General features: G+C 74.1%; 19 protein-coding genes. 10 read left to right on the top strand and 9 right to left on the bottom strand.

From position 1 onward, the window contains the following. Positions 1-21 precede the first annotated feature (21 nt). From E1300_RS11955 to E1300_RS11945, 3 genes are read left to right on the top strand one after another with little or no spacing between them, the layout of a single operon-like run. Entirely contained in the window at positions 22-1,314 is a 1,293-nt protein-coding gene (locus E1300_RS11955) for a glycosyltransferase family 4 protein (RefSeq protein WP_370784737.1), read from the top strand. A 51-nt stretch (positions 1,315-1,365) separates the two neighbouring features. Beyond that, positions 1,366-2,127, top strand: a complete 762-nt coding sequence (locus E1300_RS11950) for a class I SAM-dependent methyltransferase (protein ID WP_207399664.1) — start codon at positions 1,366-1,368, stop codon at positions 2,125-2,127. Next, on the top strand, positions 2,117-3,307 hold the full coding sequence (locus E1300_RS11945; protein ID WP_242619098.1) for a prenyltransferase: 1,191 nt from the start codon (positions 2,117-2,119) through the stop codon (positions 3,305-3,307). Before E1300_RS11950 ends, E1300_RS11945 begins: the two co-directional genes overlap by 11 nt. 85 nt (positions 3,308-3,392) lie before the next feature. On the opposite strand, the gene E1300_RS11940 is transcribed toward E1300_RS11945, so the two are convergent. Further along, positions 3,393-4,049, bottom strand: a complete 657-nt coding sequence (locus E1300_RS11940) for a class I SAM-dependent methyltransferase (protein ID WP_131757060.1) — start codon at positions 4,047-4,049, stop codon at positions 3,393-3,395. A 282-nt stretch (positions 4,050-4,331) separates the two neighbouring features. Between E1300_RS11940 and E1300_RS11935 the strand changes: the two genes are divergently transcribed. The 4 genes from E1300_RS11935 to E1300_RS11920 all read left to right on the top strand — a co-directional run bounded on the left by E1300_RS11935 (position 4,332) and on the right by E1300_RS11920 (position 8,180). Next, positions 4,332-4,523, top strand: coding sequence for a ferredoxin (locus E1300_RS11935; RefSeq protein WP_131757026.1), 192 nt, complete (start codon positions 4,332-4,334; stop codon positions 4,521-4,523). Between the two features lie 127 nt (positions 4,524-4,650). Then, positions 4,651-5,739 carry an alcohol dehydrogenase catalytic domain-containing protein gene (locus E1300_RS11930; protein ID WP_131757025.1) on the top strand — a complete coding sequence of 363 codons (1,089 nt, stop codon included), beginning with the start codon at positions 4,651-4,653 and terminating at the stop codon, positions 5,737-5,739. A 168-nt stretch (positions 5,740-5,907) separates the two neighbouring features. Beyond that, on the top strand, positions 5,908-7,797 hold the full coding sequence (locus E1300_RS11925; RefSeq protein ID WP_242619097.1) for a DUF8508 domain-containing protein: 1,890 nt from the start codon (positions 5,908-5,910) through the stop codon (positions 7,795-7,797). Positions 7,798-7,994: 197 nt separating this feature from the next. Further along, the gene (locus E1300_RS11920) at positions 7,995-8,180 is read left to right on the top strand and encodes a hypothetical protein (protein WP_131757024.1); all 186 of its coding nucleotides are present in this window, start codon (positions 7,995-7,997) and stop codon (positions 8,178-8,180) included. Between the two features lie 261 nt (positions 8,181-8,441). Here the strand turns inward: E1300_RS11920 and E1300_RS11915 are convergent, their stop codons facing one another. Both E1300_RS11915 and E1300_RS11910 read right to left on the bottom strand, forming a co-directional pair. After that, positions 8,442-11,312: a hypothetical protein gene (locus tag E1300_RS11915; RefSeq protein WP_131757023.1), complete on the bottom strand. Its 2,871-nt coding sequence runs from the start codon at positions 11,310-11,312 to the stop codon at positions 8,442-8,444. A gap of 139 nt (positions 11,313-11,451) precedes the next feature. Next, positions 11,452-12,033, bottom strand: a complete 582-nt coding sequence (locus E1300_RS11910; protein WP_131757022.1) for a DUF1707 SHOCT-like domain-containing protein — start codon at positions 12,031-12,033, stop codon at positions 11,452-11,454. 223 nt (positions 12,034-12,256) lie between these two features. On the opposite strand from E1300_RS11910, the gene E1300_RS11905 reads away from it, so the two are divergent. Continuing rightward, entirely contained in the window at positions 12,257-12,841 is a 585-nt protein-coding gene (locus E1300_RS11905) for a Uma2 family endonuclease (RefSeq protein ID WP_131757021.1), read from the top strand. A gap of 108 nt (positions 12,842-12,949) precedes the next feature. After that, positions 12,950-13,888, top strand: coding sequence for an NADP-dependent oxidoreductase (locus E1300_RS11900; protein ID WP_242619096.1), 939 nt, complete (start codon positions 12,950-12,952; stop codon positions 13,886-13,888). Here E1300_RS11900 and E1300_RS11895 read toward each other — a convergent pair. Next, on the bottom strand, positions 13,874-15,745 hold the full coding sequence (locus E1300_RS11895) for an elongation factor G (RefSeq protein ID WP_131757020.1): 1,872 nt from the start codon (positions 15,743-15,745) through the stop codon (positions 13,874-13,876). The genes E1300_RS11900 and E1300_RS11895 overlap by 15 nt on opposite strands. Positions 15,746-15,901: 156 nt before the next feature. Between E1300_RS11895 and E1300_RS11890 the strand changes: the two genes are divergently transcribed. Further along, the gene (locus E1300_RS11890; RefSeq protein WP_242619095.1) at positions 15,902-16,609 is read left to right on the top strand and encodes a cupin domain-containing protein; all 708 of its coding nucleotides are present in this window, start codon (positions 15,902-15,904) and stop codon (positions 16,607-16,609) included. Between the two features lie 80 nt (positions 16,610-16,689). Here the strand turns inward: E1300_RS11890 and E1300_RS11885 are convergent, their stop codons facing one another. The 5 genes from E1300_RS11885 to E1300_RS53395 all read right to left on the bottom strand — a co-directional run bounded on the left by E1300_RS11885 (position 16,690) and on the right by E1300_RS53395 (position 22,642). Next, positions 16,690-17,700, bottom strand: a complete 1,011-nt coding sequence (locus E1300_RS11885; RefSeq protein ID WP_131757019.1) for a sugar phosphate isomerase/epimerase family protein — start codon at positions 17,698-17,700, stop codon at positions 16,690-16,692. A gap of 3 nt (positions 17,701-17,703) precedes the next feature. Next, positions 17,704-18,858, bottom strand: a complete 1,155-nt coding sequence (locus E1300_RS11880; protein ID WP_131757018.1) for a Gfo/Idh/MocA family protein — start codon at positions 18,856-18,858, stop codon at positions 17,704-17,706. A gap of 74 nt (positions 18,859-18,932) precedes the next feature. Beyond that, positions 18,933-19,994, bottom strand: coding sequence for an ABC transporter substrate-binding protein (locus E1300_RS11875; protein WP_131757017.1), 1,062 nt, complete (start codon positions 19,992-19,994; stop codon positions 18,933-18,935). An 87-nt stretch (positions 19,995-20,081) separates the two neighbouring features. Next, positions 20,082-21,128, bottom strand: a complete 1,047-nt coding sequence (locus tag E1300_RS11870; RefSeq protein ID WP_242619094.1) for an ABC transporter permease — start codon at positions 21,126-21,128, stop codon at positions 20,082-20,084. Continuing rightward, positions 21,125-22,642 carry a sugar ABC transporter ATP-binding protein gene (locus tag E1300_RS53395; protein ID WP_131757016.1) on the bottom strand — a complete coding sequence of 506 codons (1,518 nt, stop codon included), beginning with the start codon at positions 22,640-22,642 and terminating at the stop codon, positions 21,125-21,127. Before E1300_RS53395 ends, E1300_RS11870 begins: the two co-directional genes overlap by 4 nt. Position 22,643 lies beyond the last annotated feature (1 nt).

The raw sequence follows: 22,643 nt of genomic DNA, 5'->3' as shown, positions 1-22,643 counted from the left end.
GGGAGTGGTGCGTGGGCAGGGATAGGCGTGGGTGAGGCAGGCGAACCGTCGGACGGTCCCCTGCGCGTGGCCCTGCTCTCGTACCGGAGCAAGCCGCACTGCGGGGGCCAGGGGGTCTACCTCCGGCACCTGAGCCGGGAGCTGATCGACCTCGGGCACACGGTGGAGGTCCTCTCCGGCCAGCCGTACCCCGACCTGGACCGTGAGGAGATCACCCTCACCAAGATCCCGAGCCTGGACCTGTACCGGGACGAGGACCCGTTCCGCACCCCGGCGCTGAGCGAGTTCCGCGACTGGATCGACGTCCTGGAGTTCGCGCACATGAAGACGGGCGGCTTCCCCGAGCCGCTCACCTTCAGCCTGCGCGTGCTGCGGGCGCTGCGGGCCCGGCGCGGCGACTTCGACGTCGTGCACGACAACCAGGTCCTCGGCCTCGGCAACCTCGGCATCACCCGGCTCGGGCTGCCGCTCGTCACGAGCATCCACCACCCGATCAGCGTCGACCGGCGGATCGAGCTGGAGGCGGCGCGCGGGCTGAAGCAGAAGCTCGGCAAGCGCCGCTGGTACGGGTTCGTCGCCATGCAGTCGCAGGTCTCCCGGCGGATCGGCCCCGTGCTGACCGTGTCGGAGTCGTCCAAGGTCGACATCGTCAAGGACTTCAAGGTCGACCCCCGCGACATCGAGATCCTGCCGCTCGGCGTCGACACCCGCGTCTTCCACCCGCGCGGCGAGCGCGTCCCCGGCCGGATCGTCGCGATGGCCAGCGCCGACGCGCCGATCAAGGGCGTGGACGTGCTGCTGCGCTCGGTCGCGAAGATCGCCACCGAGCGGGACGTGCACGTGATCGTCGTGAGCCGGCCGCGCAAGGACGGCCCGACCGAGAAGCTGGTCAAGGACCTGGCCCTCGGCGAGCGCGTCCGCTTCGCCGGCGGGATCAGCGACGACGAGCTGGGCGAGCTGCTGGCCTCCGCGGAGATCGCCGTCGTGCCGTCCCGCTACGAGGGCTTCTCCCTGCCCGCCGTCGAGCACATGGCGTCCGGGACGCCGCTCGTCGCGAGCCGCGCCGGCGCGCTCCCCGAGGTCGTCGGCGACGCCGGGATCCTCGTCGAGCCCGGCGACGTCGAGGAGCTGGCCAGCACGCTGCGCCGGCTGCACGACTCCGCCGCCGAGCGCGAGCGGGTCGGCGCCGCCGGCCTCGCCCGCGTCCAGCAGCGGTTCGCGTGGCCGGCCGTCGCCCGCGCCACCGTCGAGCACTACCGCGCCGCCATCACCGAGCAGAACTACCGGCGACTCGCCGCAGCGCCGAGGCGATAGACCCACGTGGGAGCTCGCCCCCGAGCGTCCCCGCACGGAAGGAGCACGACCCTGCTGACCGTGGATTTCCAGCGGTTCCCCATCACCCCCGGAGACCGCGTCCTCGACATGGGATGCGGTGCCGGACGGCACGCCTTCGAGCTGTACCGGCGGGGTGCGAACGTCGTGGCCTTCGACCTCGACCCCGAGGAGCTCAAGGGCGTCGAGACGATGTTCGGGGCGATGCGGCTGGAGGGCGAGGTGCCCGCCGGCGCGACCGCCGAGACCGTGCAGGGTGACGCGCTCGACCTGCCGTTTCCCGACGACCACTTCGACGCGGTCGTCGCGTCCGAGGTGCTGGAGCACATCCCCGACGACATGCGCGCCATGCGCGAGCTGCTGCGCGTGCTGAAGCCCGGCGGGCGGCTCGCCGTCACCGTGCCGAGCTGGCTGCCCGAGCGGGTCTGCTGGGCGCTGTCGGAGGACTACCACACCGCCCCCGGCGGGCACGTGCGGATCTACACCCGCGCGGAGCTGGAGGCCAAGCTGAAGTCGATCGGCTTCGTCGTCGGCGGCCACCACCACGCGCACGGCCTGCACGCCCCCTACTGGTGGATCAAGTGCGCCGTCGGCGTCGACAACGACGCCAACCCCCTCGCGAAGGCCTACCACCAGCTCCTCGTCTGGGACATCATGAAGCGGCCGCTCGCCACCCGGCTCGCCGAGCGCGCGCTGAACCCGCTGATCGGCAAGAGCGTCGTCGTGTACTTCGCCAAGCCCTCCGCGCCGGGCACGCCCGCGGCACCGGCCAAGGAGACGGCGGATGCGGTCTGACCGGGAGGTCGGCCGCGGCGGGGACGCCGGTGACGGGGAGGACGGGACCGGGGCTCCGGCCGCGCCCGCGGTCCCGGCGGTCCCCGGCGTCCTGACGGCGGACGACGTCGTCGCCACCGCGCGGAGCATCGCGGCCCAGCAGGAGGAGTCCGGAGCGATCCCCTGGTTCTCCCCCACGGCGGGCGTCCCCGGCCACGTGGACGCCTGGAACCACGTCGAGGCCGCGATGGCCCTCACCGTCGCGGGGCTCCGCGAGGAGTCCCGGCGCGCCTACGAGTGGCTCCGCGGCGTCCAGCGCCCGGACGGGTCGTGGCCCGCCAAGTGGGTGCTGGGCGAGGTCACCGAGCCCGGCGGCGAGTCCAACCACGCCGCCTACGTCGCGGTCGGCGTCTGGCACGAGCTGCTGATGACCGGCGACGAGGACTTCGCCCGCCGCATGTGGCCCTCGGTCCGCCGCGCGATCGACTTCACGCTCGGCCTCCAGACCCGCCGCGGCGAGATCATCTGGATCCGGCACGAGGACGGCGCGCCGTCCGACCACGCGCTGCTGACCGGCTGCTCGTCGATCTACCAGTCGCTGCGGTGCGCGGTCGCGCTCGCCGAGCACCTCGGCGAGCCGCAGCCCGGCTGGGAGCTCGCCGCCGACCAGCTCGGCCACGTCGTCGCCGCCCACCCCGAGGCGTTCGCCGACAAGAGCCGCTGGTCGATGGACTGGTACTACCCGGTGCTCGGCGGGCCCGTCCGCGGCGCGGACGCCGCGCGGCGCATCGCGGAGGGCTGGGACGCGTTCGTCGTCCCGGGCCTCGGCTGCCGCTGCGTGTCCGACCAGCCGTGGGTGACCGCCGCCGAGAGCTGCGAGCTCGTCATGGCGCTGGACGCGGCGGGCGACCGCGACCGGGCGCTGGAGCTGTTCACCACGATCCAGCACCTGCGGCACGAGGACGGCTCGTACTGGACGGGCTGGCAGTTCGAGAACGAGCGGCACTTCCCCGGCGACCGCTCCACCTACACGGCCGCGGCGGTCGTCCTCGCCGCGGACGCGCTGGAGGGCGCCTCCCCCGGCGCCCGCATCTTCAAGGAGATCGCCGGGCGGCCGCTCGGCCCGTCCGCGGCGTCCGACCCGCTGGCATGCGGCTGCGGGCTCGTCCGGAGCGCCGACCCCGTCCGCACGCGCTCCTAGGTCCGTTCCCGCCCGTCGGCCCGCGCCTGGGCCCGCGCCTGGGCCCGCGGGCGGGCCCGCGGGCGGGCTCGCGCGCGGGCCGTGCTCAGGCCGGGGTGACGGGGTCGGTGTCGCTGATCCGCTCCAGGACGCGCAGGGAGCCCTGGACGCGCCGCTCCTCGAAGGCGCCGCTGGCGAGCGCCCGCAGGTAGACGTGGTAGGGCGGCTGCCCGCCGTCCCTCGGGTCGGGGAACACGTCGTGGATCACGAGGGCGCCGCCGACGGCGACGTGCGGGGCCCAGCCCTCGTAGTCGCCCTGGGCGTGCTCCTCGGCGTGGCCGCCGTCGATGAACAGCAGCGCGAGCGGCGTCCGCCAGAACGCCGAGACCGTCCTGGACTGCCCGACGACGGCGATGACCTGGTCCTCCAGGCCCGCGACGCCGATCGTCCTGCGGAAGGCCGGCAGCGTGTCCATGCGCCCGGTGCTCGGGTCGACCAGGGACGGGTCGTGGTGCTCCCAGCCCGCCTGGTTCTCCTCCGAGCCGTGGTGGTGGTCGACGGTGACGACGACCGTGCCGGCGGCCCGGGCGGCGGCGCCCAGGTAGATCGCCGACTTGCCGCAGTAGGTGCCGACCTCCAGCATCGGGCCGGTGCCGGCCAGCCGCCCGCCGTACTCCAGCGCCGTCTCGTAGAGCGCGCGGCCCTCGTCGTCCGGCATGAAGCCCTTGGCGTGGCGCGCGACGCGCAGCAGGTCGGCCGGCATCGCCGGGCCGGTTCCCGGACCGGTCGCCGCCGGTTCGGGAAGGGGGGTCGTCCCCGGGTCGGTGGACGCCTTGGTGTGGGTCATGGATCTCCTCCGCGGGCACCTTATCCGAGATCGTTCCGTGCGGCGCGTCTTGCCCAGCCAGACTGAAACGTGTTCTACTTTCTGGGTGAGCGCGCAGCTCCGAACCTGGTTCGGTAGGTTGGCGTCGGAGGCCGCGGCGCGCCGCGCTCTCCCCGCACCACCGCGCACGCTCACCCGGGATCGCGAACGGAGAAGGCGATGAGAGTACGAGTCGACCCGCTGGTGTGCGAGGCCAACGCCGTCTGCGTCGGCCTCGCTCCCGAGGTGTTCGATCTCACCGACGACGACGAGCTGGAGATCCTCCAGCCCGACGTCCCGGCCGAGGAGGCCGACCGCGTCCGGCACGCCGTGCGGTCCTGCCCCAAGGCGGCGCTCACGCTGGAGGAGTAGCCCCGACGGCTGCCTCCACCGCGAGACCGCGCCGCCCGCCCCCTCCCGTCCGCTCCCGGCCAGCACACCCCCACCCCCGGACGCCCGCCCGACGGCGCGGCGTCCCACCCTCGATGTGGAGGCAGCCATGGCACGCGCCGCGGTCCTGCATGCGGTCGGCGACAAGGAACTCGACCTGCGCGACGACGTCACCACCGTCGGCCCGGGTCCCGACCAGGTCAAGGTCGCCATCAAGGCAACCGGGGTCTGCCACTCGGACCTGTCCACGATGACCGGCGTGCTGCCGACGGTGCCGCCCACGGTCATCGGCCACGAGGGCGCGGGCGTCGTGGCGGAGGTCGGCGAGCACGTCACGGAGGTCGCGCCCGGCGACCACGTCGTCGTCAACTGGACGCCCGACTGCGGCACCTGCGCCGACTGCCTGCGCGGCGAGCCGTTCCTCTGCATGACGCACATCGCCCAGTCGTTCAGCGAGCCGCTGTTCCGGCTCGGCGACGGCACCCCCGCGTTCGGCATGGCGGGCATGGGCACCTGGTCCGAGGAGCTCGTCGTCCCGCGGCGCGGCGTCATCAAGATCGCCGAGGACGTCCCGTTCGAGTACGCGGCGCTGCTCGGCTGCGGCATCCCGACCGGCGTCGGCGCGGCGATCAACACGGCCAAGGTCCGGCCGGGCTCCACGGTCGCGGTCGTCGGCGCGGGCGGCGTCGGCCTCTCGGTCATCCAGGGCGCCAGGATCTCCGGCGCCGCGACCATCGTCGCGATCGACCCGAACGAGGCCAAGCACCCCGTCGCCAAGCAGTTCGGCGCCACCCACACCACGACGCCGGACGGTCTGGAGGAGATCAAGGGCCAGCTCACCGGCGGCGCCGGATTCGACTACGCCTTCGAGGTCGTCGGCCGGTCCGGGGCGATCCACACGGCCTGGAACGCCACCCGGCGCGGCGGCGACGTCATCGTCGTCGGCGCCGGCGCGGTCGACGACGACTGGGCGCAGAGCGCGTTCACGCTGCTGTTCGACGGCAAGAGCCTCAAGGCGTCCCTGTACGGCGGCTGCGACCTCAAGCGCGACATCCCGCTCTTCGTGGACCTGTGGCGCGCGGGCCGGCTCGACATCGACAGCCTCATCTCCCGCCGGATCCGGTTCGAGGAGCTGAACGACGCCGTCCGCGCCCTGGAGGGCGGCGACGTGATCCGCCAGGTCGTCCTGTTCGACTGAGAGCGGCTCGACTGAGGGCGGTTCCGCCCGCGCCGGCCCGTCCGGTACGGCGCTGCGGCGTTCGTACCGGTCGGGCCTGAAAAAAGCCGCACCGCCGGGCACCGGTCCGCCGCGCATGCCATCCTTTTGCGTGTCGGACCGGACCACGAGGTGGCAGGGAGCGCGGTGGTGCAGGCAGGTGGAACGGGGCGGCTCCGCCGTCCCACGGCGGCCCGTTCGATCGTCGTCGCGGCGATCCTCGCCGTCCCCCTGGCCGCCGTCCCCGCCGGCGCGGCGCACGCCGCCGCGCGCGGGTACCGCATCCACGACGTCCAGGGCGCCGGGCACGTGTCGCGGCTGCGCGGCTCCCGGGTCGCCGGAGTGCCCGGCGTCGTCACGGCCCTGACCGCCAACGGCTTCTGGATGCAGGACCCGCACCCCGACAGCGACCCGGCGACGTCCGAGGGCGTGTTCGTCTTCACCCGGACGCGCCCGTCCGCCGCCGTGGGCGACGCGGTCCGCGTGGACGGCACGGTCAGCGAGTTCCGGCCCGGCGGCGCCGCGTCCGCCGGGCTCACCCGCACGGAGATCGACGCCACCGCCACCGCCGTCGACGCGCACGGCGCCGCGCAGCCCGCCCCGGTCGTCCTCGGGCCCGGCGGCCGCAGGGCCCCCGGCAGCGTCGTCCGCGCGGCGCCCGGCGACGTCGAGAAGGGCGGCGGCTTCGACCCCCGGCGCAACGGGCTCGACTTCTACGAGTCGCTCGAAGGGATGCGGGTGCGGGTCCGGGACGCCGTCGCGGCCGGCCCGTCCCGCTACGGCGAGCTGCCCGTGCTGCCCGCGAACGGCGCCGGTGCGACCCAGCGGACCCGGCGCGGCGGCATCCTGCTCCGCGACGGCGACCCCAACCCCGAGCGGATCATCCTGGACGACGCGCTCGCGCCGCTGCCCGCGGCGAACGTGGGCGACCGGCTGCCCGGCGCGAACGACGGCGTCCTCGACTACGCCTACGGCGACTTCAAGCTGCTGCTCACCGCCACGCCCCGGCACACCCCCGGCGGGCCGCCCCGCGAGACCACCCGCGCGGCGAAGCCGGGCGAGCTCGCCGTCGCCACCCTCACGCTCGGCGGGCTCGACCCCGACGCGCCCGCCGAGCGGTTCGGCGCCCTCGCCCAGGACGTCGTCATCGGCCTGAAGTCGCCCGACCTCATCGCGGTCAGCGGTGTGGAGGACAACAGCGGCCCCGAGGACGACGGCACCGTCGCCGCCGACCAGACCGTCGCCGAGCTGATCACCGCGATCAGCGCCGCGGGCGGCCCCGACTACGACTGGCGCTCGGTGCAGCCCCGCGACAACGCCGACGGCGGCGAGCACGGCGCCAACACCCGGACCGGGTTCCTGTTCCGCACCGACCGCGGGCTCGCGTTCGTGGACCGCCCCGCCGAGCAGGACCCGCCGCCGGACGACCCGCCCGCCGCGCGTCCCGACCCGGCCGCCACGCCGGTCCGCGCCGTCCGGCTGGGCGGCGGCGCCGGGCTGTCGCGCAGCCCCGGCCGGATCGCGCCGGGCGACGCCGTCTGGAGCGCCGCCCGCAAGCCCCTCGCCGGCGAGATCACCTGGCACGGCCGCCGCGTCATCGTGGTCGCCAACCAGTGGTTCGGGCAGACCGGCGACGACCAGCCCGTCTTCGGGCGCTTCCAGCCGCCGTCCCGGCCCGGCCAGTGGCGGCGCGACGCGCAGGCCAAGGTCGTCGCGGGCTTCGTCAAGTCGGTCCGGGCCGTCGACCGCAACGCGGACGTCATCGTGGCGGGCGACCTGGGCGACACCGAGACCTCCATACCCGTCCGCACGCTGGCGCAGGCCGGCGGCCTCGCCGACCTCCCGGCGTCGGTGCCGCCCGCCGACCGGTACACGGCGGTCACCGGCGGCAACGCGCAGGCCCTCGACCACATCCTGCTCAGCCCGTCGCTGCGCCGCCGCGTCCACGACTACGACATCGTGCACCGCAACGCCGAGTTCGCCGACCGCGCGGGCGACCGCGACCCCACCGTCGTCCGCATCGGCCTCTCCGGCAAGTAGCCCGTTCCCGCAGGACGCGGGGCACGTGTGACGCCTGTGGCGTCCCCGCGAACGACCACCGGACCCAGACACGGCACCGTATTTGGGAAGCGCCGAAAAGATCGTCATGGAGCGGCCCCGAATACCTCCGGTGTTTTGCCGCGCGTGCCCGGGGCAACGGTCGATCGTCACACCACGAACCGGGAGGAGACGCCCCAATGGCGTACCGATATCGGCCGGGCATCAGCCTGGTCGGCCTGATCTACATCATCATCGGCGTGTTCATCGCGTGGGACCGCGGCTACATCAACGCGACCCTCGTACGGCAGGTCGCCAGCGCGCTGCTGGCCATCTTCCTCTGGTTCCTCGTCCTCCTCGGCGTGGACCTGCACATCCACACCTGACCCCCTGCTTCGACCCTGACCGAAACCCAGGCACGGGCCGTTCCCTCCCCCGCCGCGGAACGGCCCGCTGCCATCTCATCCCGCCCCCGGCGACAGGTCCTCGTCCCGCCGCGGCCATAGACCACAGAGTGCGGCCGAGGCTACTTTCCGCTCATGACGAAAAAAGGATGCAGTTGCGGACACGGCAGCGGATGCTCCTGCGCCAAGGGATGCTCCTGCGGCTGCAACGGCTGACCGGAGACCCCGCCCTCGCCTGAGCGGTCACGGAGCGGCCGCGCGCCACAGCAGCGCCGACTCGCCCCGGTGGTCCGCGCTCGTACCGACGGCCAGCACCTCGCCGCCCAGTGCCGTCATCGCGGTGAGGCGCTGGTCGCCGGGCCCGTCCAGCCCCGAGACCGGCACGCGGCGCCACGCGGCGCCGTCCCCGGACGCCCACACCGCCGCGTCCCGCGCACCGGTGGCCGCCGCGACGGCGAACCCCCTCGGCGTCGCGGCCACCGCCGTCAGGGACGCGGCCCCGGCGAGCGGACGCGGCGCCCACGTCGCACCGCCGTCGGCCGACACCAGCGGAGCGGCGCCCGCGCCGACGGCGACGAGCACGTCCCCCCGCGCCGCGACCTCCGACAGCGGCCCTTCCGCGAGACCCGCGGGCAGCTTCACCGGCGACCACTTCACACCGTCCGGCGACGTCCACACCGCCGGCGCCTTGTCGCGCCCGCCGACCGCGACGTAGCCCTTCGCCGTCGCCGCCACGTCCGCCGGGGCGCCCTCGACGTCCGCGCGCCGCCACCCCTTGAGATCGGACGAGCGCCACGCGGCCCCCGTCCCGACGGCGACGTAGCCCGCGGGCCCCGCCGCCACCGCGACCGGCGCGGGACCGCCCGGGAACGGCGCCCTCCGCCACGCCGTCCCGTCCTGCGACGCCAGCGCGAGCGGCCCCGGCGACGCGCCCGACGTGCGCCCGACCGCCAGCCACCCCTGCACCCCGTACACGACATCGGACAGCCAGCCGCCGGACGCGGGGAACCCGGCCCGCGTCCACGCCCGTCCACCGGCCGCGGTCCACACGGCCGCGCCGCCGTTCGTGCTGCCGACCGCCACGGCCCGCCCCTGCCCCGCGGCGACGGACCGCACCGTCCGCTCCGCGTGCACGGCGCCGGGGACACCCTTCAGGTCCACGCCGGACAGGAAGGCGTCACCGTCCCGATGCCCGGCCAGCGTGACCGCGCCACCGGCGACCGTCAGCCCGCTCACCTCGACGCCGTCCAGGCTCCCGACACCGGCAGGCCGCCACGTCCGGCCGTCACCAAGCAGCACGGAACGGCCCTTCGCCCCCCGGACCAGCACGGCCAGCCCCGCGGCCGCGCCGCCGAACCGCTCGACCGACAGGTAGTCCGCGCCGCCGAACGTCCCGGCGGCACGCCAGGCGAGCCCGTCCGCCGACGTGAACAGCACCCCGAACCGCGTCGTCTTCCGATGCTTCTTCCGGCCCGTCGTCCGGTGCCCCTCACGCACCGTCGCGAACCCGCCCGGCCCGACCGCGAGCCCCTTCGTCGCGCCGAAGGAACCCCGCTGCTGCGGCACGATCACCGCCGACCACGTCCGCCCACCGTCCGCCGACCGCCAGAAGCCGTCGCCGCGGACCGTGCGCGTCACCTTCCTCTTGCCCTTCCGCTTGGTGACCTTCCGCGCGGACGTCCCGTGCGCCACGAGCACACCCCCGGACGCCGCGACCCGGTCGAACCCGGTGACCCCCGGCGCCCGCAGCCCCGAGACGCGCTGCCACACGCGGCCGTCCGCGGAACTCCACACCACGGCCCCATCACCGGTCGCGCCAACCGCCACGAAACCCTGCCCGGTACGCGCCAGCGCGTTCACCTTGTCGGTCTTCCCGAACGCCGGAGCAGGCCGCCGCGTCCACGTGCCGCCGTCGCCGCTCGTCCACACGACCACGGCACCGTCGGCGGCGGCACCGAGCGCCACCCACGTCCCGGCCCCGGCGGCGAGCAGCCGCGGCCGGTCCCCGAGGGGCGGCTCGGCACCGTCGTCCGCGCGCACCCGCGCCGTCCGCCAGCCCTTCCCGGCCGCGGACACGAGGAACGCCGTCCGCTCCGCCCCCTCGGCACCCGTCCCCTCGGTCCCGGTCGCGACGGTCGCCGTGCCGTCCGAGACCACGGCCGCCAGATCCTGGACGAGCCCGTCCGTCTTCGCGGCGGGGTCCGCGGCGAACAGCCGATCGGCCGCCACCGCCCCCGCGACCCGAGGCTTCTCCGCCTCCTCGCCCCCGAGCGCGAACACCACCCCGACGGCAACGAGCACGAGCACCGCCGCCCCGGCGATACCGGCCTGCAACCTGCGGTTCTGCCCGCCCTTCTCACCGCTGTCCCGCTCGGGAGCGGCGGCTTTGAGCGCGGCCCCGGCCACAGGAGTCCCCCCGACCCCCGTGACCACCTCCACACCCCCCACCTTCGGCCTCCGGGTCGGCTCCACCTGTGCAGGCGCCGCTCCGGACGGTTTTGCGGCGGTGTCCTCGACCGGCGCGGGCTTGGCGGTGGACGACCTGCCACGCCCGCGAGCTCCAGCGGACGGCTTGGCCGTCGACGACTCCACACGCGCAGACTTCGCTGCGGACGGTCCCGCGGCGGCGGTCTCGGCGGGCGCGGGCTTGGCGGTAGGCGGTTTTGTCGCGGCGTCCTTGGCGGGCGTGGGCTTAGTGGAGGACGAGTTGCCAGGTGCGGGGGCTCCAGCTACCGGGGTCGTGTTGGCCGCGGGTGGTGCGGAGGGGGTGGTGTTGGTGGGTGTCTTCGTGGCGCGGGGCTTCTTGCGGCGTTGTTTCGCGGGGCGGTCCGGGCTGGGGGCTGGGTCTGGGGTTGCGCGGGCGGTGTTGCGGGGGCGGGGGTGGTCCGCGGGGGCGGGGTTGGCGCGTTCCCGGGGCGGGGCGCCGTGGCGCCAGCGGAGGTCGGCGGAGCGCCATGCCTCGTAGGCGCGCTGCCATGGGGACAGGGTGGCGGGGAGGTCGGCGAGGTCGCCGGCGACGCCGAAGGTCAGGCGCCGCCGGATCTGGCGGGAGTCGGCGGGCTCGGATTCGGCCGGGAGGCGTGCCTCGTCCTGCTCAGGGGTCCTCGCCGTCACACGCGCTCCTTCTCCGGACATGGCCCGCGCCGGGCCATCGTGTTCCGCGACCGCTCACCATCAAACCGCGCCACATCACTCCGTGTGCGGACAACGGTGGGAACGGCGGCCGATCCGGCCTCCGGAGCGTTCTATCACCTCAGGCCCGGCGAAGCCGATCTTTCACCTCGATCTCCCCCTTATAGGCGTAACCCCGGATGTGGACGACCGGGGCGCCCGCGGCGGGGGCGCCGTGGACCTCGGTGGAGAGTCCCGCACCGTCCGTCTCCACGCGGACACCGGGCGGCACGATGATCTCGACCGTGGACTTGTAGGCGAGGACGCGCAGGTGCGTCACCGGGCCTTCCAACTCGGCGGCGCGCAGGTCGAGCAGGGAGTGGCCCTTGTAGATCAGGGACCAGAACCGCTCGGGGAGCCGCCAGCGGCCGCTGCGCCGGACGCCGCTCTTGTAGGCGATCTGGTAGCGTCCCGCGGTCGTGCCGGGACGGGCGCCCGCGGGCGCTTCCGCGGCGGGGCCGGCGGGCGGCAGGTCGGCGGAGACGCGGGAAAGCTCCTGGTGGGTGCGGGACGCGAGGACCAGGTCGATGCGCTCGTCCAGCTCCGCCTCGGTCAGCCGTCCTTCGGCGTAGGCGGTGTGCAGCAGGACGAGCGTCTCGTCGCGGTCGCGGTCCGAGGCGCGCAGGGCGGGGTCGGCCGTCCGGGGACGCTGCTCGACGCTCATCACATCTCTCCTTCGAGGCGGTCGGCCTCCGCAGCCCGATCACTCCGGCGGGTGGAGGGTCAGGGCCGGACGCGATGTATCTTAACCTGCCTTCGCTCGGTTTTCGAGACGTTCGCCCGGATCCGGCCGTCCCGACGCGCGATCTTCGCCTCCGGCCGCGCCAGGCACCCGTCCACTAGATTCGGATCGACGGCCGGTGCGCCGACGCGAGGGGGGACGGTCCATGGGCGGGACGCTCGGCCGCGCGCACGGCCCGTACACGCTGTACGACCTGGACGCGCTGCCCGAGGAGGGACGGCGGTACGAGCTCGCCGACGGCTGGCTGCACGAGCTGCCGGGCGACATGTGGCACGATCACGCCGCCGAGCAGCTGAAGACCGTCCTCAAGGACGCGGCGCGCCAGGCCGACGCCGACGTGCACGTGGCGGGCGCTCCACAGGACGTGACCACTCCGGCGGGCGTCCGCAAACCGGACGTCTTCGCCGTCGGACGGGACGTCGCCCGCGCGGCCCTGGAGCGGCGCACCCGCACCTACTACGGGCCCGACCTGATCCTCGTGGCGGAGGTCGTGACGCCGAGGACGGTGAACGAGCAGATCGACCGGGTCCGCAAGGTGGACGAGTACGCGGCCACGGGGATCCCGCACTACTGGCTCGTCGATCTGGAGCCTCGTCCCACCGTCACCTTGCTGGAGCTGGAGGACGGCGGCTACCGGGTGGTGGGGAAGGCTCGCGCCGGGGAGACGGTGACGCTGGCCAGGCCGTTCCCGATCGCGTTCGACCCGGCGCGCCTGTCCGAGATGGACTGATCCCGGCACTGGCCGAATCTTTGCGCATATTGGCAATCTCGCCACTTATCGGGGGCCTCGACCGCGCGGCAGGCTGAGTCCGCACGCAATGAGGAGAAGGAGAGAGCGATGCCGGAACGTATGCGCGCGGTCAGCCAGGACGTCGTCGGTGGCCCCGATGTGCTCAAGGTGATCGAGACGGACAAGCCGGAGCCGGGCCCGACCGAGGTGCTCGTCCGGGTGCGCGCGGCCGGGCTGAACCCGACCGATTGGAAGCAGCGGGCGGGCCACGGCTTCCTCGGCGACCCGCCGTTCGTCCTCGGATGGGACGTGTCGGGGGTCGTGGAGGCGGTCGGGTTCGGGGTGACGCTGCACAAGCCCGGCGACGAGGTCTTCGGGATGCTGCGGTACCCGTTCGGCGGCGGGTCGCACGCCGAGTACGTGGTGGCGCCGTCCCGGACGTTCGTGAGGAAGCCGGCCTCGATCGACCACGTCCAGGCGGGCGCGCTGCCGCTGGTCGGGCTGACGGCCTGGCAGGCGCTGGTGGACACGGCGGACGTGCGCGCGGGGCAGCGGGTCCTCGTCCACGCGGCGGCGGGCGGCGTCGGCCACCTCGCCGTGCAGATCGCGAAGGCCCGGGGCGCGTACGTGATCGGGACGGCGAGCGCTCCCAAGCACGAGTTCCTGCGCGGCATCGGGGTGGACGAGCCCGTCGACTACCGGGAGGTCGACTTCGCCGAGACCGTCCGGGACGTGGACGTCGTCCTTGAGACGATGGCCGGCGACTACGGCGCGCGCTCGCTGCGGACGCTGAAGCGCGGCGGGACCCTCGTCTCGATCCGGCCGGGCGGGCTCGACGGGGTGGACGCCGCGGCGGCGGGGGTGCGCGCGGAGACGCTGCTCGTCGAGCCCGACTTCGCCGCGATGACGGAACTCGCCGCGCTCGCGGACGCGGGCCGCCTCCGCGCCGAGATCGACACCGTCGTCCCGCTGGAGGAGGCCGCCAAGGCGCACGAGCGCGGCGAGACCGGACGGGTCTCCGGCAAGATCGTCCTAACCGTCGACTGACGCCGGGGACACCGCGATGAACACCCCCTCGCCGCGGGTCAGGCCTGGTAGCGCTTGTTCGGCTTCTTGGGTGCGGCTGGCGGGGATCACGCCGCGCAGTGTCCACGTGTCGCCTTCCGGAACTGGCTCAAGTTGGCTCGCTCCGAGCGCGGCGAGGCGTCCGAGGACGGGGGCGAGCGTGTCGGCGGGGATCTCCGCCTCGAACCTGTGGCGGGGTTCTTCGACCCGAGTCTTGGCGGTGGCCAAGGCCCGCATGAGGACGATCGGGGTGAGGCCGCGGAAGTCGCTCGCCGTGCTGACCGGTCCGGCGAAGCCCGAGCGGGTGAGGGTGACTCGGCAGTCGGTCACGGGCCAGCCGTGGAGTCCTCGCTCCAGGGTGCGGTGGACGGTCTCCTCTATCGCCCGGTCGAAGGCGTGCGGGAGGGCGCCGAGCTCGGTTTCGCGGTGGTAGGTGATGCCGGAGCCGGGTGGACCGGGTTCGACGCGGAGGCCGATGGTGGCCCAGAAGTCGGGTCTGCGGTGGCGCCAGTTCATGTCCTCCTCCGCCTCGCCCACGCCCACGGGCCGTTCCAGGTAGACGGTGGTGCTCTTCTCGAAGGCGGCCTCGACCCCGTGTTCGGCGAGCAGCCGGGCGCCGATGATCTCCTTCTGCACCTCTCCGTAGAGCAGGAGGGACGTGGCGCCGCCGGATGCGGGACGGGCGCGGATCAGCGGGTCCTCGTCGGCGAAGGCGAGCAGGGCGGCGCGCAGCCGCGCCGAGTCGCGGGGGCGCCGTGCCCGCGCGATCGTCTCCAGGCTCGGTGGCGCGAACGCGGGGACGGCGCGCTGCGGGGTCCCGATCCGGTCGCCGACGCGCGCGCCGGTGAGGCCGTGGACGCGGGCGATGTTCCCGGCGGTGAGGTGCGCGCCTGCCGTCGCGGGGTCGAGTTCGGCTCCGGCGATGTCGAGCCCGGTGATCCGGCCGTCGTGGGGGCCGTCCCGTCCGACGAGGGTGACGCGCTGCCGGTTGCGCAGCTCACCGGCGAAGAGCCGCAGGTAGGCGACCTTCTCACCGGACGCGGTGCGTTCGACCGCGAAGACCGTGCCGCAGGGGTCGCCGGAGGTCGCGGGCGCGGCGGGGAGCAGGTCCGCGATGCCGTCGAGCAGGTCGGCGACGCCCTGTCCGGTCAGCGCGGACCCGAAGTAGAGGGGGTGGACGAGCCCGGCGGCGGTCTGCGCGCGCAGTGCCGCGCGGACGGCGGAGGGCGCCGGGTCGCGTCCGTCGACGAGTGAGGCGAGCAGGCCGTCGTCGGCGTCGGCGAGCAGTTCGGCGTCGGCCGGTCCGGGGGCCCGGGGCGCGGTCCGGGCCCCCGCGCTACCCAGGTCGCGGACGTCGTTCAGCGGGACGATCCGCGAGGACAGGCGCCGCCGGACCGCGTCGAGCGTCCCGTCGATCTGCGCGCCCGCGCGGTCGATCTTGTTGACGAACAGGAGGGTGGGCAGCTCCAGCTCGCGGAGCGTCCGCATCAGCACGCGGGTCCGGGCCTGGACGCCTTCGACGGCCGACAGGACGAGGACGGCGCCGTCCAGAACGCCGAGGGCGCGCTCGACCTCGGCGACGAAGTCGGCGTGGCCCGGCGTGTCGATCAGGTTGACGCGCAGCGCGCCGAGGCGGAACGTCGCGACGGCGGAGCGGATCGTGATGCCGCGCGCGCGTTCCAGCTCGCCGCGGTCGGTGCGGGTGTCGCCGGCGTCGACGCTGCCGAGCCGGTCGATGGCCCCGGTGTCGTAGAGGAGCCGTTCGGTCAGGCTCGTCTTGCCCGCGTCAACGTGCGCGAGGATCCCGAGGTTGAGGGTGGCGGTGGCGGGTGCGGCCATGGGCGGTGTGGTCCTCGAAAACTCTCGTCCGGTTAGGGCGCTGTGAGATTCCGAAGACCTGGCGCATCTCGCCTCCGCTGATCGACCGATGGGCGGGCGCCATGCTGCCAGGGGTACCGCCGCGCGCGCGAACGGTTTTCTCTTAGGCTCGGACCCGTGCAACTTCTGATGACGCTGGAGGGGTGGCGGGGGCAGGACGGGCCCCGGTTCGTGCTGTCGGACGCCGGGGCCGTGTGGGCGCCGGACGGGGAGCACGGCGCCGCCGACGCGCTCGCGATCGCGGACGACGTCTTCAAGGAAGGGCAGGTCGTGGCGGTGGAGTTCGATCCGTCGCCGGGGCTGGCGCCGCCGCGCGGGGTGGTCGACCGTACGACGGCGTCCCGCGTGCGGTACGCGCGGCGCGGGCCGGACGGGCGCCATGTCGCGTTCCTCGACCGTCCGGGCACGGCGGAGGCGCTCGACCTGCTGCCGCATCCCGAGGGCGGCTGGTACAGGGAGACGTGGCGGTCGGACGTGCGGGTCGCGCCGCCGGGCTATCCGGGCGAGCGGGCCAGCGGGACGGCGATCTACTTCCTGCTGCCGCCCGGCGAGGAGTCGATCTGGCACGCGGTCCGCTCCGCCGAGGTGTGGCTGTGGCATCGGGGCGGGCCGCTCGACCTGCTGCTCGGCGGCGACGGCGACCGCCCGTCCGGGACGCCGGAGAGGGTCGTGCTCGGCGGGGACCTGGGCGGCGGGCAGGTGCCGCAGGCGGTCGTCCCGGCCGGGCACTGGCAGGCGGCGCGGCCCGCCGGGGCGGAGGAGGTCCTGGTGAGCTGCGTGGTCTCCCCCGGTTTCGACTTCGCCGACTTCCGCGCCCTCGGCTGATCGCGGCGGGCCGCCGCCATGCGTGGCCTCATGGTGGCGGCCCGCCGCGGGGTTCTCCGCGGGTCCCGGCCTCCGTCGCCTCAGGAGTCCGCGGAGAAGGCGGCGTCGAACGCGGCGGTGGGCGGCTCCATCGCGTTGAGGGCCCGGACGAACGCGAGCGCCTCGGGGGCGCCCTGGAGGCGGTCCATGCCGGCGTCCTCCCACTCGATCGAGACGGGGCCGTCGTAGCCGATGGCGTTCAGGGCGCGGAAGCAGTCCTCCCAGGGGACGTCGCCGCGTCCGGTGGAGATGAAGTCCCAGCCGCGCCGCAGGTCGGCCCAGGGCAGGTGGGACGCGAGCCGGCCGCGGCGCCCGTCGCCGGTGCGGACCTTCGTGTCCTTGCAGTCCACGTGGTAGATCCGGTCGCGGAAGTCGAACAGGAAGCCGACCGGGTCGAGCTCCTGCCAGACGAAGTGGGACGGGTCGAAGTTCAGCCCGAACGCGGGCCGGTGCCCGATCGCCTCCAGCGTCCGGACGGTCGTCCAGTAGTCGTAGGCGATCTCGCTCGGGTGGACCTCGTGCGCGAACCGGACGCCGGCCTCGTCGAACACGTCGAGGATCGGGTTCCAGCGGTCGGCGAAGTCGGCGTACCCGCGCTCGATCATCGATTCGGGGACGGGCGGGAACATCGCGACGGTGTGCCAGATCGACGATCCGGTGAACCCGATGACGGTGTCGACGCCGAGCTTCGCGGCGGCCCGCGCGGTGTCCTTGATGTCCTCGGCGGCGCGCCGCCGGACGCCCTCGGGCTCGCCGTCGCCCCAGATCCGCTCCGGCAGGATCGCCTGGTGCCGCTCGTCGATCGGGTGGTCGCAGACGGCCTGCCCGACGAGGTGGTTGGAGATCGCGTACACCTTCAGGTCGTGCTTGGCGAGGGTCTCCAGCTTGCGCGGGACGTAGGAGTCGTCCGCGAGGGCCTTGTCGACCTCGAAGTGGTCGCCCCAGCAGGCGATCTCCAGGCCGTCGTAGCCCCAGCCGGACGCCAGCCGGCAGACCTCCTCGAACGGCAGGTCCGCCCACTGGCCGGTGAACAGGGTGATCGGTCGTGCCATCTCCTACACGCTCCCTACGGGGGTTCCCTCGACGGCCGCCCAGCCGCCGCCGGACGACGCGCTCCGCTGGACGGCGTCGAGGACCCGCTGCACCTGGAGGCCGTCGGCGAACGAGGGGCTCGGGTCGGCGCCGTCGGCGATGGCGGTGAGCAGGTCGGCCATCTGATGGGTGAAGGTGTGCTCGTACCCGAGGGCGTGGCCGGGCGGCCACCAGTGCCCCGCGTACGGGTGGACGGGCTCGGTGACCACGATCCGGCGGAAGCCCGCGGTGGCGGCGTCCTCGGTCGCGTCGTGGAACCACAGCTCGTTCAGCGACTCCAGGTCGAAGGAGAGGGCGCCGGACGAGCCGCTGACCTCGATCCGCAGTGCGTTCTTGCGGCCGGTCGCGACGCGGGTCGCCTCGAACGACGCGAGCGCGCCGCCGTCGGTCCGTCCGATGAACAGCGCGGCGTCGTCCACGGTGACCTGCCCGGTGCCGCCGCCGGGCATGGGCCGCTCGTGCACGAACGTGTCCATCAGCGCCGACACTCCGGTGACCGCGTGCCCGGTGATGAACTGCGCGGTGTCGATGATGTGCGCGCCGATGTCGCCCAGCGCGCCGGACCCGGCACGGTCGCGGTCCATCCGCCAGGTGAACGGGGACTCGGGGTCGGTCAGCCAGTCCTGGAGGTACTGCGCCCGGACGTGCCGGACCGCGCCGATCCGCCCCTCCGCGACCAGGTCCCGCGCCAGCGCGACCGCCGGGACGCGCCGGTAGTTGAACCCGACCATCGAGCGGACGCCGCGCGCGCGGGCCCGCTCGGCCGCCGCGACCATCGCCTCCGCCTCCGCGACGGAGTTCGCGAGGGGCTTCTCGCAGAGGACGTGCTTGCCGGCGTCGAGCGCGGCCACGGCGATCTCGGCGTGGCCGTCGCCCGGCGTGCAGATGTCGACGAGCTGGACGTCGTCGCGGCGGAGCAGCTCCTTCCAGTCGGTCTCCACCGACGCCCAGCCGAGCTCGCGCGCCGCGGCGCCCGCCCGCTCGGCGGATCGTCCGGCCAGGGCGGCCATCACGGGGGTCAGCGGCGGGCCGAAGAACGGCCCGACGCTGCGCCACGCCTGGGAGTGGGCGCGTCCCATGAACGCGTGCCCGACCATCCCGACTCCGACGGTCGTCATGTATGCCTCACCTCTCTGTTCTCGCGCCGCCCGCGCCGGGCGGGCGGCGCGGGCGCGCGGCGGTCGCGGCGCGTCTAGGACTCGAAGCCGAGCGGCATGTACCGGTCGACGTTGTCCTTGGTGACCGTCTCGGACGCCAGCGTCACCGACTGCGGCACCTGGAGCTCCACGAGGTCGGCCATGCCCTTGCCCTGCGCGATGAGCCGCGCGAGGCGCACCGCGGACGCGGCCATCGTCGGCGGGTAGGTGACGGTCGCCTCCAGCACGCCGCCGCCCGCCTTGATCTCGCGCATCGCGTTGGCGGACCCCGCGCCGCCGACCATGAAGAACTCCTTGCGGCCCGACTGCTTGATCGCGGCGAGCACGCCGACGCCCTGGTCGTCGTCGTGGTTCCACAGCGCGTCGATCTTCTTGTGGGCCTGGAGCAGGTTGCTGGCGACCTGGTTGCCGGTCTCGACGGTGAACTTCGCGTCCTGCTTGGCGGTGACGGTGTAGCCGTAGGACTTCAGCGCGTCCGCGAACCCCTTGCTGCGCTCCTGCGTGAGCGGCAGCGTCGCGATCCCCTGGACCTCGACGATCACCGGGTTGGACACGCCCTTCTGCTTGAGCCGCTTGCCGACGTAGTGCCCGGCGGAGACGCCCATGCCGTAGTTGTCGCCGCCGATCCACGTCCGGTAGGACAGCTTGTCGGGGAACACGCGGTCGAGGTTGACGACCGGGATGCCCGCGTCCATCGCCTTGCGGGCGACCTGGTTGAGCTGCTCGCCGTCGTTCGGCAGCAGCACCAGCGCGCCGACCTTCGCCGAGATCAGCGACTCGACGGCGGAGATCTGCTGGTTGATGTCGTTGGTCGGCTCGACCGACCGGAACGTCACGTCGGAGTACTTCTTCGCCTGCGCCTGCGCGTTCTTGGCGATCGCCGCGATCCAGCCGTGGTCGGCGGCGGGCGCGGAGAACCCGATCGTGACCTGCTTGCCCGGCTTGTCGTTGTCGCCGCCGGCCGCGCCGGTCTGCGCGACCGGGCTCGTGTCCTTCTCGTCGTTGCTCGTGCAGGCGGCCGCGACGGTGCCGGCCGCGATCACGGCGCCGCCGAACAGGACTCCGCGGCGGCTGGGACGGGGGCTCGAATTCCGCATGACGTGCTCCTGATCAAGGGATGGGCGTCCCGCGCCGCGCGTCCCCGGAAGCACGGCGCCGGACTGGGGTGGGGTGTGACGGACCGGTCAGGTGGGCGAGCGGAGCCCGCGGCGCTGGAGCAGCACGGCGATCACGATGATCACGCCCTTGGCGATGAGCTGGTCGCTGGTCTGCAGGCCGTTGAGGATGAACAGGTTGGTGATGAGCGTGAACACGAGGACGCCGAGGATCGACCCGGCGACGGTGCCGCGCCCGCCGGTGAGCAGCGTGCCGCCGATGATGACGGCGGCGATCGCGTCCAGCTCGTACAGGTCGCCGTGCGTGCTGGAGCCCGTGGTGGTGCGCGCCATGATGATGATCGCGGCGATGCCGCAGCAGAACCCCGACAGCGCGTACAGCAGCAGCGTGTGGCGGCGGACGTCGATGCCGGCGAGCCGCGCGGCCTCCGGGTTCCCGCCGACCGCGAACGTCCGGCGGCCGAACGTGGTGCGGTTCAGCAGCACCCACCCGGCGACCGCGACCGCCGCGAAGATGTAGACGACCAGCGGCAGCCCGAGCACCTTCGTCGTCGACAGCTTCTCGATCGCGTCGTTCTCCGGCCGGACGAGCTGCGTCCTGCGGTCAGACATCCGCTGCGCCAGCCCCCGCGCGGCGACGAGCATCGCGAGGGTGGCGATGAACGGCACGAGCCGCCCGTAGGAGATCAGCAGGCCGGACAGGACGCCCGCGCCCGTCCCGACGAGGACCGCGCACAGCGCCATCACCCCCGGCCCGTACGACTGCGTCGCGACCGTCGTCGCCCACACCGACGCGAGCGCCATCACCGCGCCGACGGACAGGTCGATCCCGCCACCGATGATCACGAACGTCTGGCCGACGGTGATGACCCCGATCGTCGCGGCGAGCGCGAGGATCCCGACGATGTTCCCGGACGTCGCGAAGTTGTCCGGCTCGGTCACCAGGCCGACGACCGCGAGCAGCACCAGCGCCGCGACCAGCCCGATGTGGTGCACCTCGCCGACGCCGCGCGCCCCGCCGTCCGACCCGCAGAGCCGCCACCGGGGCCCGCCGGCCGCGTCCTTCGCCACGGGCACGCCGGCCCCCTCGCGCTCGCCCACACCCGCGTCGGTCACAGCGCACTCCCTTCCATGATCATGTTGAGGACGGCGCCCTCGTCGAGCGCGCGGGCGTCGCCGGAGTGCACGACGCGGCCCTCCCGGACGACGAGGACCCGGTCGGCGAGACCGAGCACCTCCGGCACCTCGCTCGACACCAGCAGCACCGCGATACCGCGCCCCGCCAGCTCGCGGATCACCGCGTACAGCTCGGCGCGCGCCCCGACGTCCACCCCGCGGGTCGGCTCGTCCAGGATGAGGACCCGCAGGTCCGCGTCGTCCAGCAGCCACCGGGCGAGGACGACCTTCTGCTGGTTGCCGCCCGACAGCGTCGCGACCGGGCGCCGCGGATCGGGCGGCCGGATGTCCAGCGCGGCGATCTGCCTCCGCACGTCGGCGAGCTCCCGGCGCCGGTTCAGCCAGCCGAACGCCGCGTACCGGCGCATCCCGGCGACGGTCACGTTCCCGGCGACCGTCTCGTTCATCAGCAGCGCCTGGCTCTTGCGCTCCTCCGGCGCCATGCCCATCCCGTGCCGGACGGCCGCGCCGGTGTCTCCGGGACGCACCGGCCGCCCGTCCACGAGCACCCGCCCCCGCGCCGGACGCCGCGCCCCGTAGACCGTCTCCAGGATCTCCGAGCGCCCGGACCCGACCAGCCCCGCCAGCCCGACGATCTCCCCCGCCCGCACGGAGAACGACACGTCCTCGAACGCGCCGGGCAGCGCGAGCCCCTCCACCCGCAGCACCTCCGGACCGTCCCCGGCCTCCGGCCGCTCCGGGAACACGTACTCGACGTCCCGCCCCGTCATCAGCGCCACGATGTCGTCGGTCGGGGTGCTCGCCGGCAGCCCGACCGCGACGGTCCGGCCGTCCTTCAGCACGGTGACCCGGTCGCCGATCTCCCGGATCTCCTCCAGCCGGTGCGAGATGTACACGACCGCGACGCCCGCCGCCGTCAGCTCCCGGATGATCCGGAAGAGGTTCGCCACCTCGTCATGTGCCAGCGCCGCGGACGGCTCGTCCATCACGATGATCCGCGCGTCGTGCGACAGCGCCCGCGCCATGCTCACGACCTGCTTGCCCGCCGCGGGCAGCCGCCCCGCCTCGCGCCGCGGCGGGATCTCCCCGTGCCCGAGCCGCCCGAGCAGCTCCCGTGCCGCCCGCTCCGCGTCCCCCCGCCGCGTGAACCCGAGCGTCGCCTTCTCGTGCCCGAGGAAGATGTTCTCCGCCACCGACAGGCCGTCCACCAGATCGAGCTCCTGGTAGATGGTCGCGACGCCCGCCCGCATCGCCGCGGTCGGCCCGGCGAACCGCACCGGCTCCCCGCCGATCGCGATCTCCCCCGCGTCCGGCTGGTGGGCGCCCGCGAGCACCTTGATGAGCGTCGACTTGCCGGCGCCGTTCTGCCCGAGCAGGCAGTGCACCTCACCGGCCTGGACGTCGAGGTCCACGCCGTCCAGGGCCCGGACGCCGGGGAACCGCTTGACGATCCCCCGCATCCGGAGCAGCGGGGATGGTTCGGACGGGCCCATC

The organism is Actinomadura fibrosa (assembly GCF_900659615.1).
Lineage (GTDB): Bacteria > Actinomycetota > Actinomycetes > Streptosporangiales > Streptosporangiaceae > Spirillospora > Spirillospora fibrosa.
This window is presented reverse-complemented; position numbering and strand designations above follow the sequence as displayed.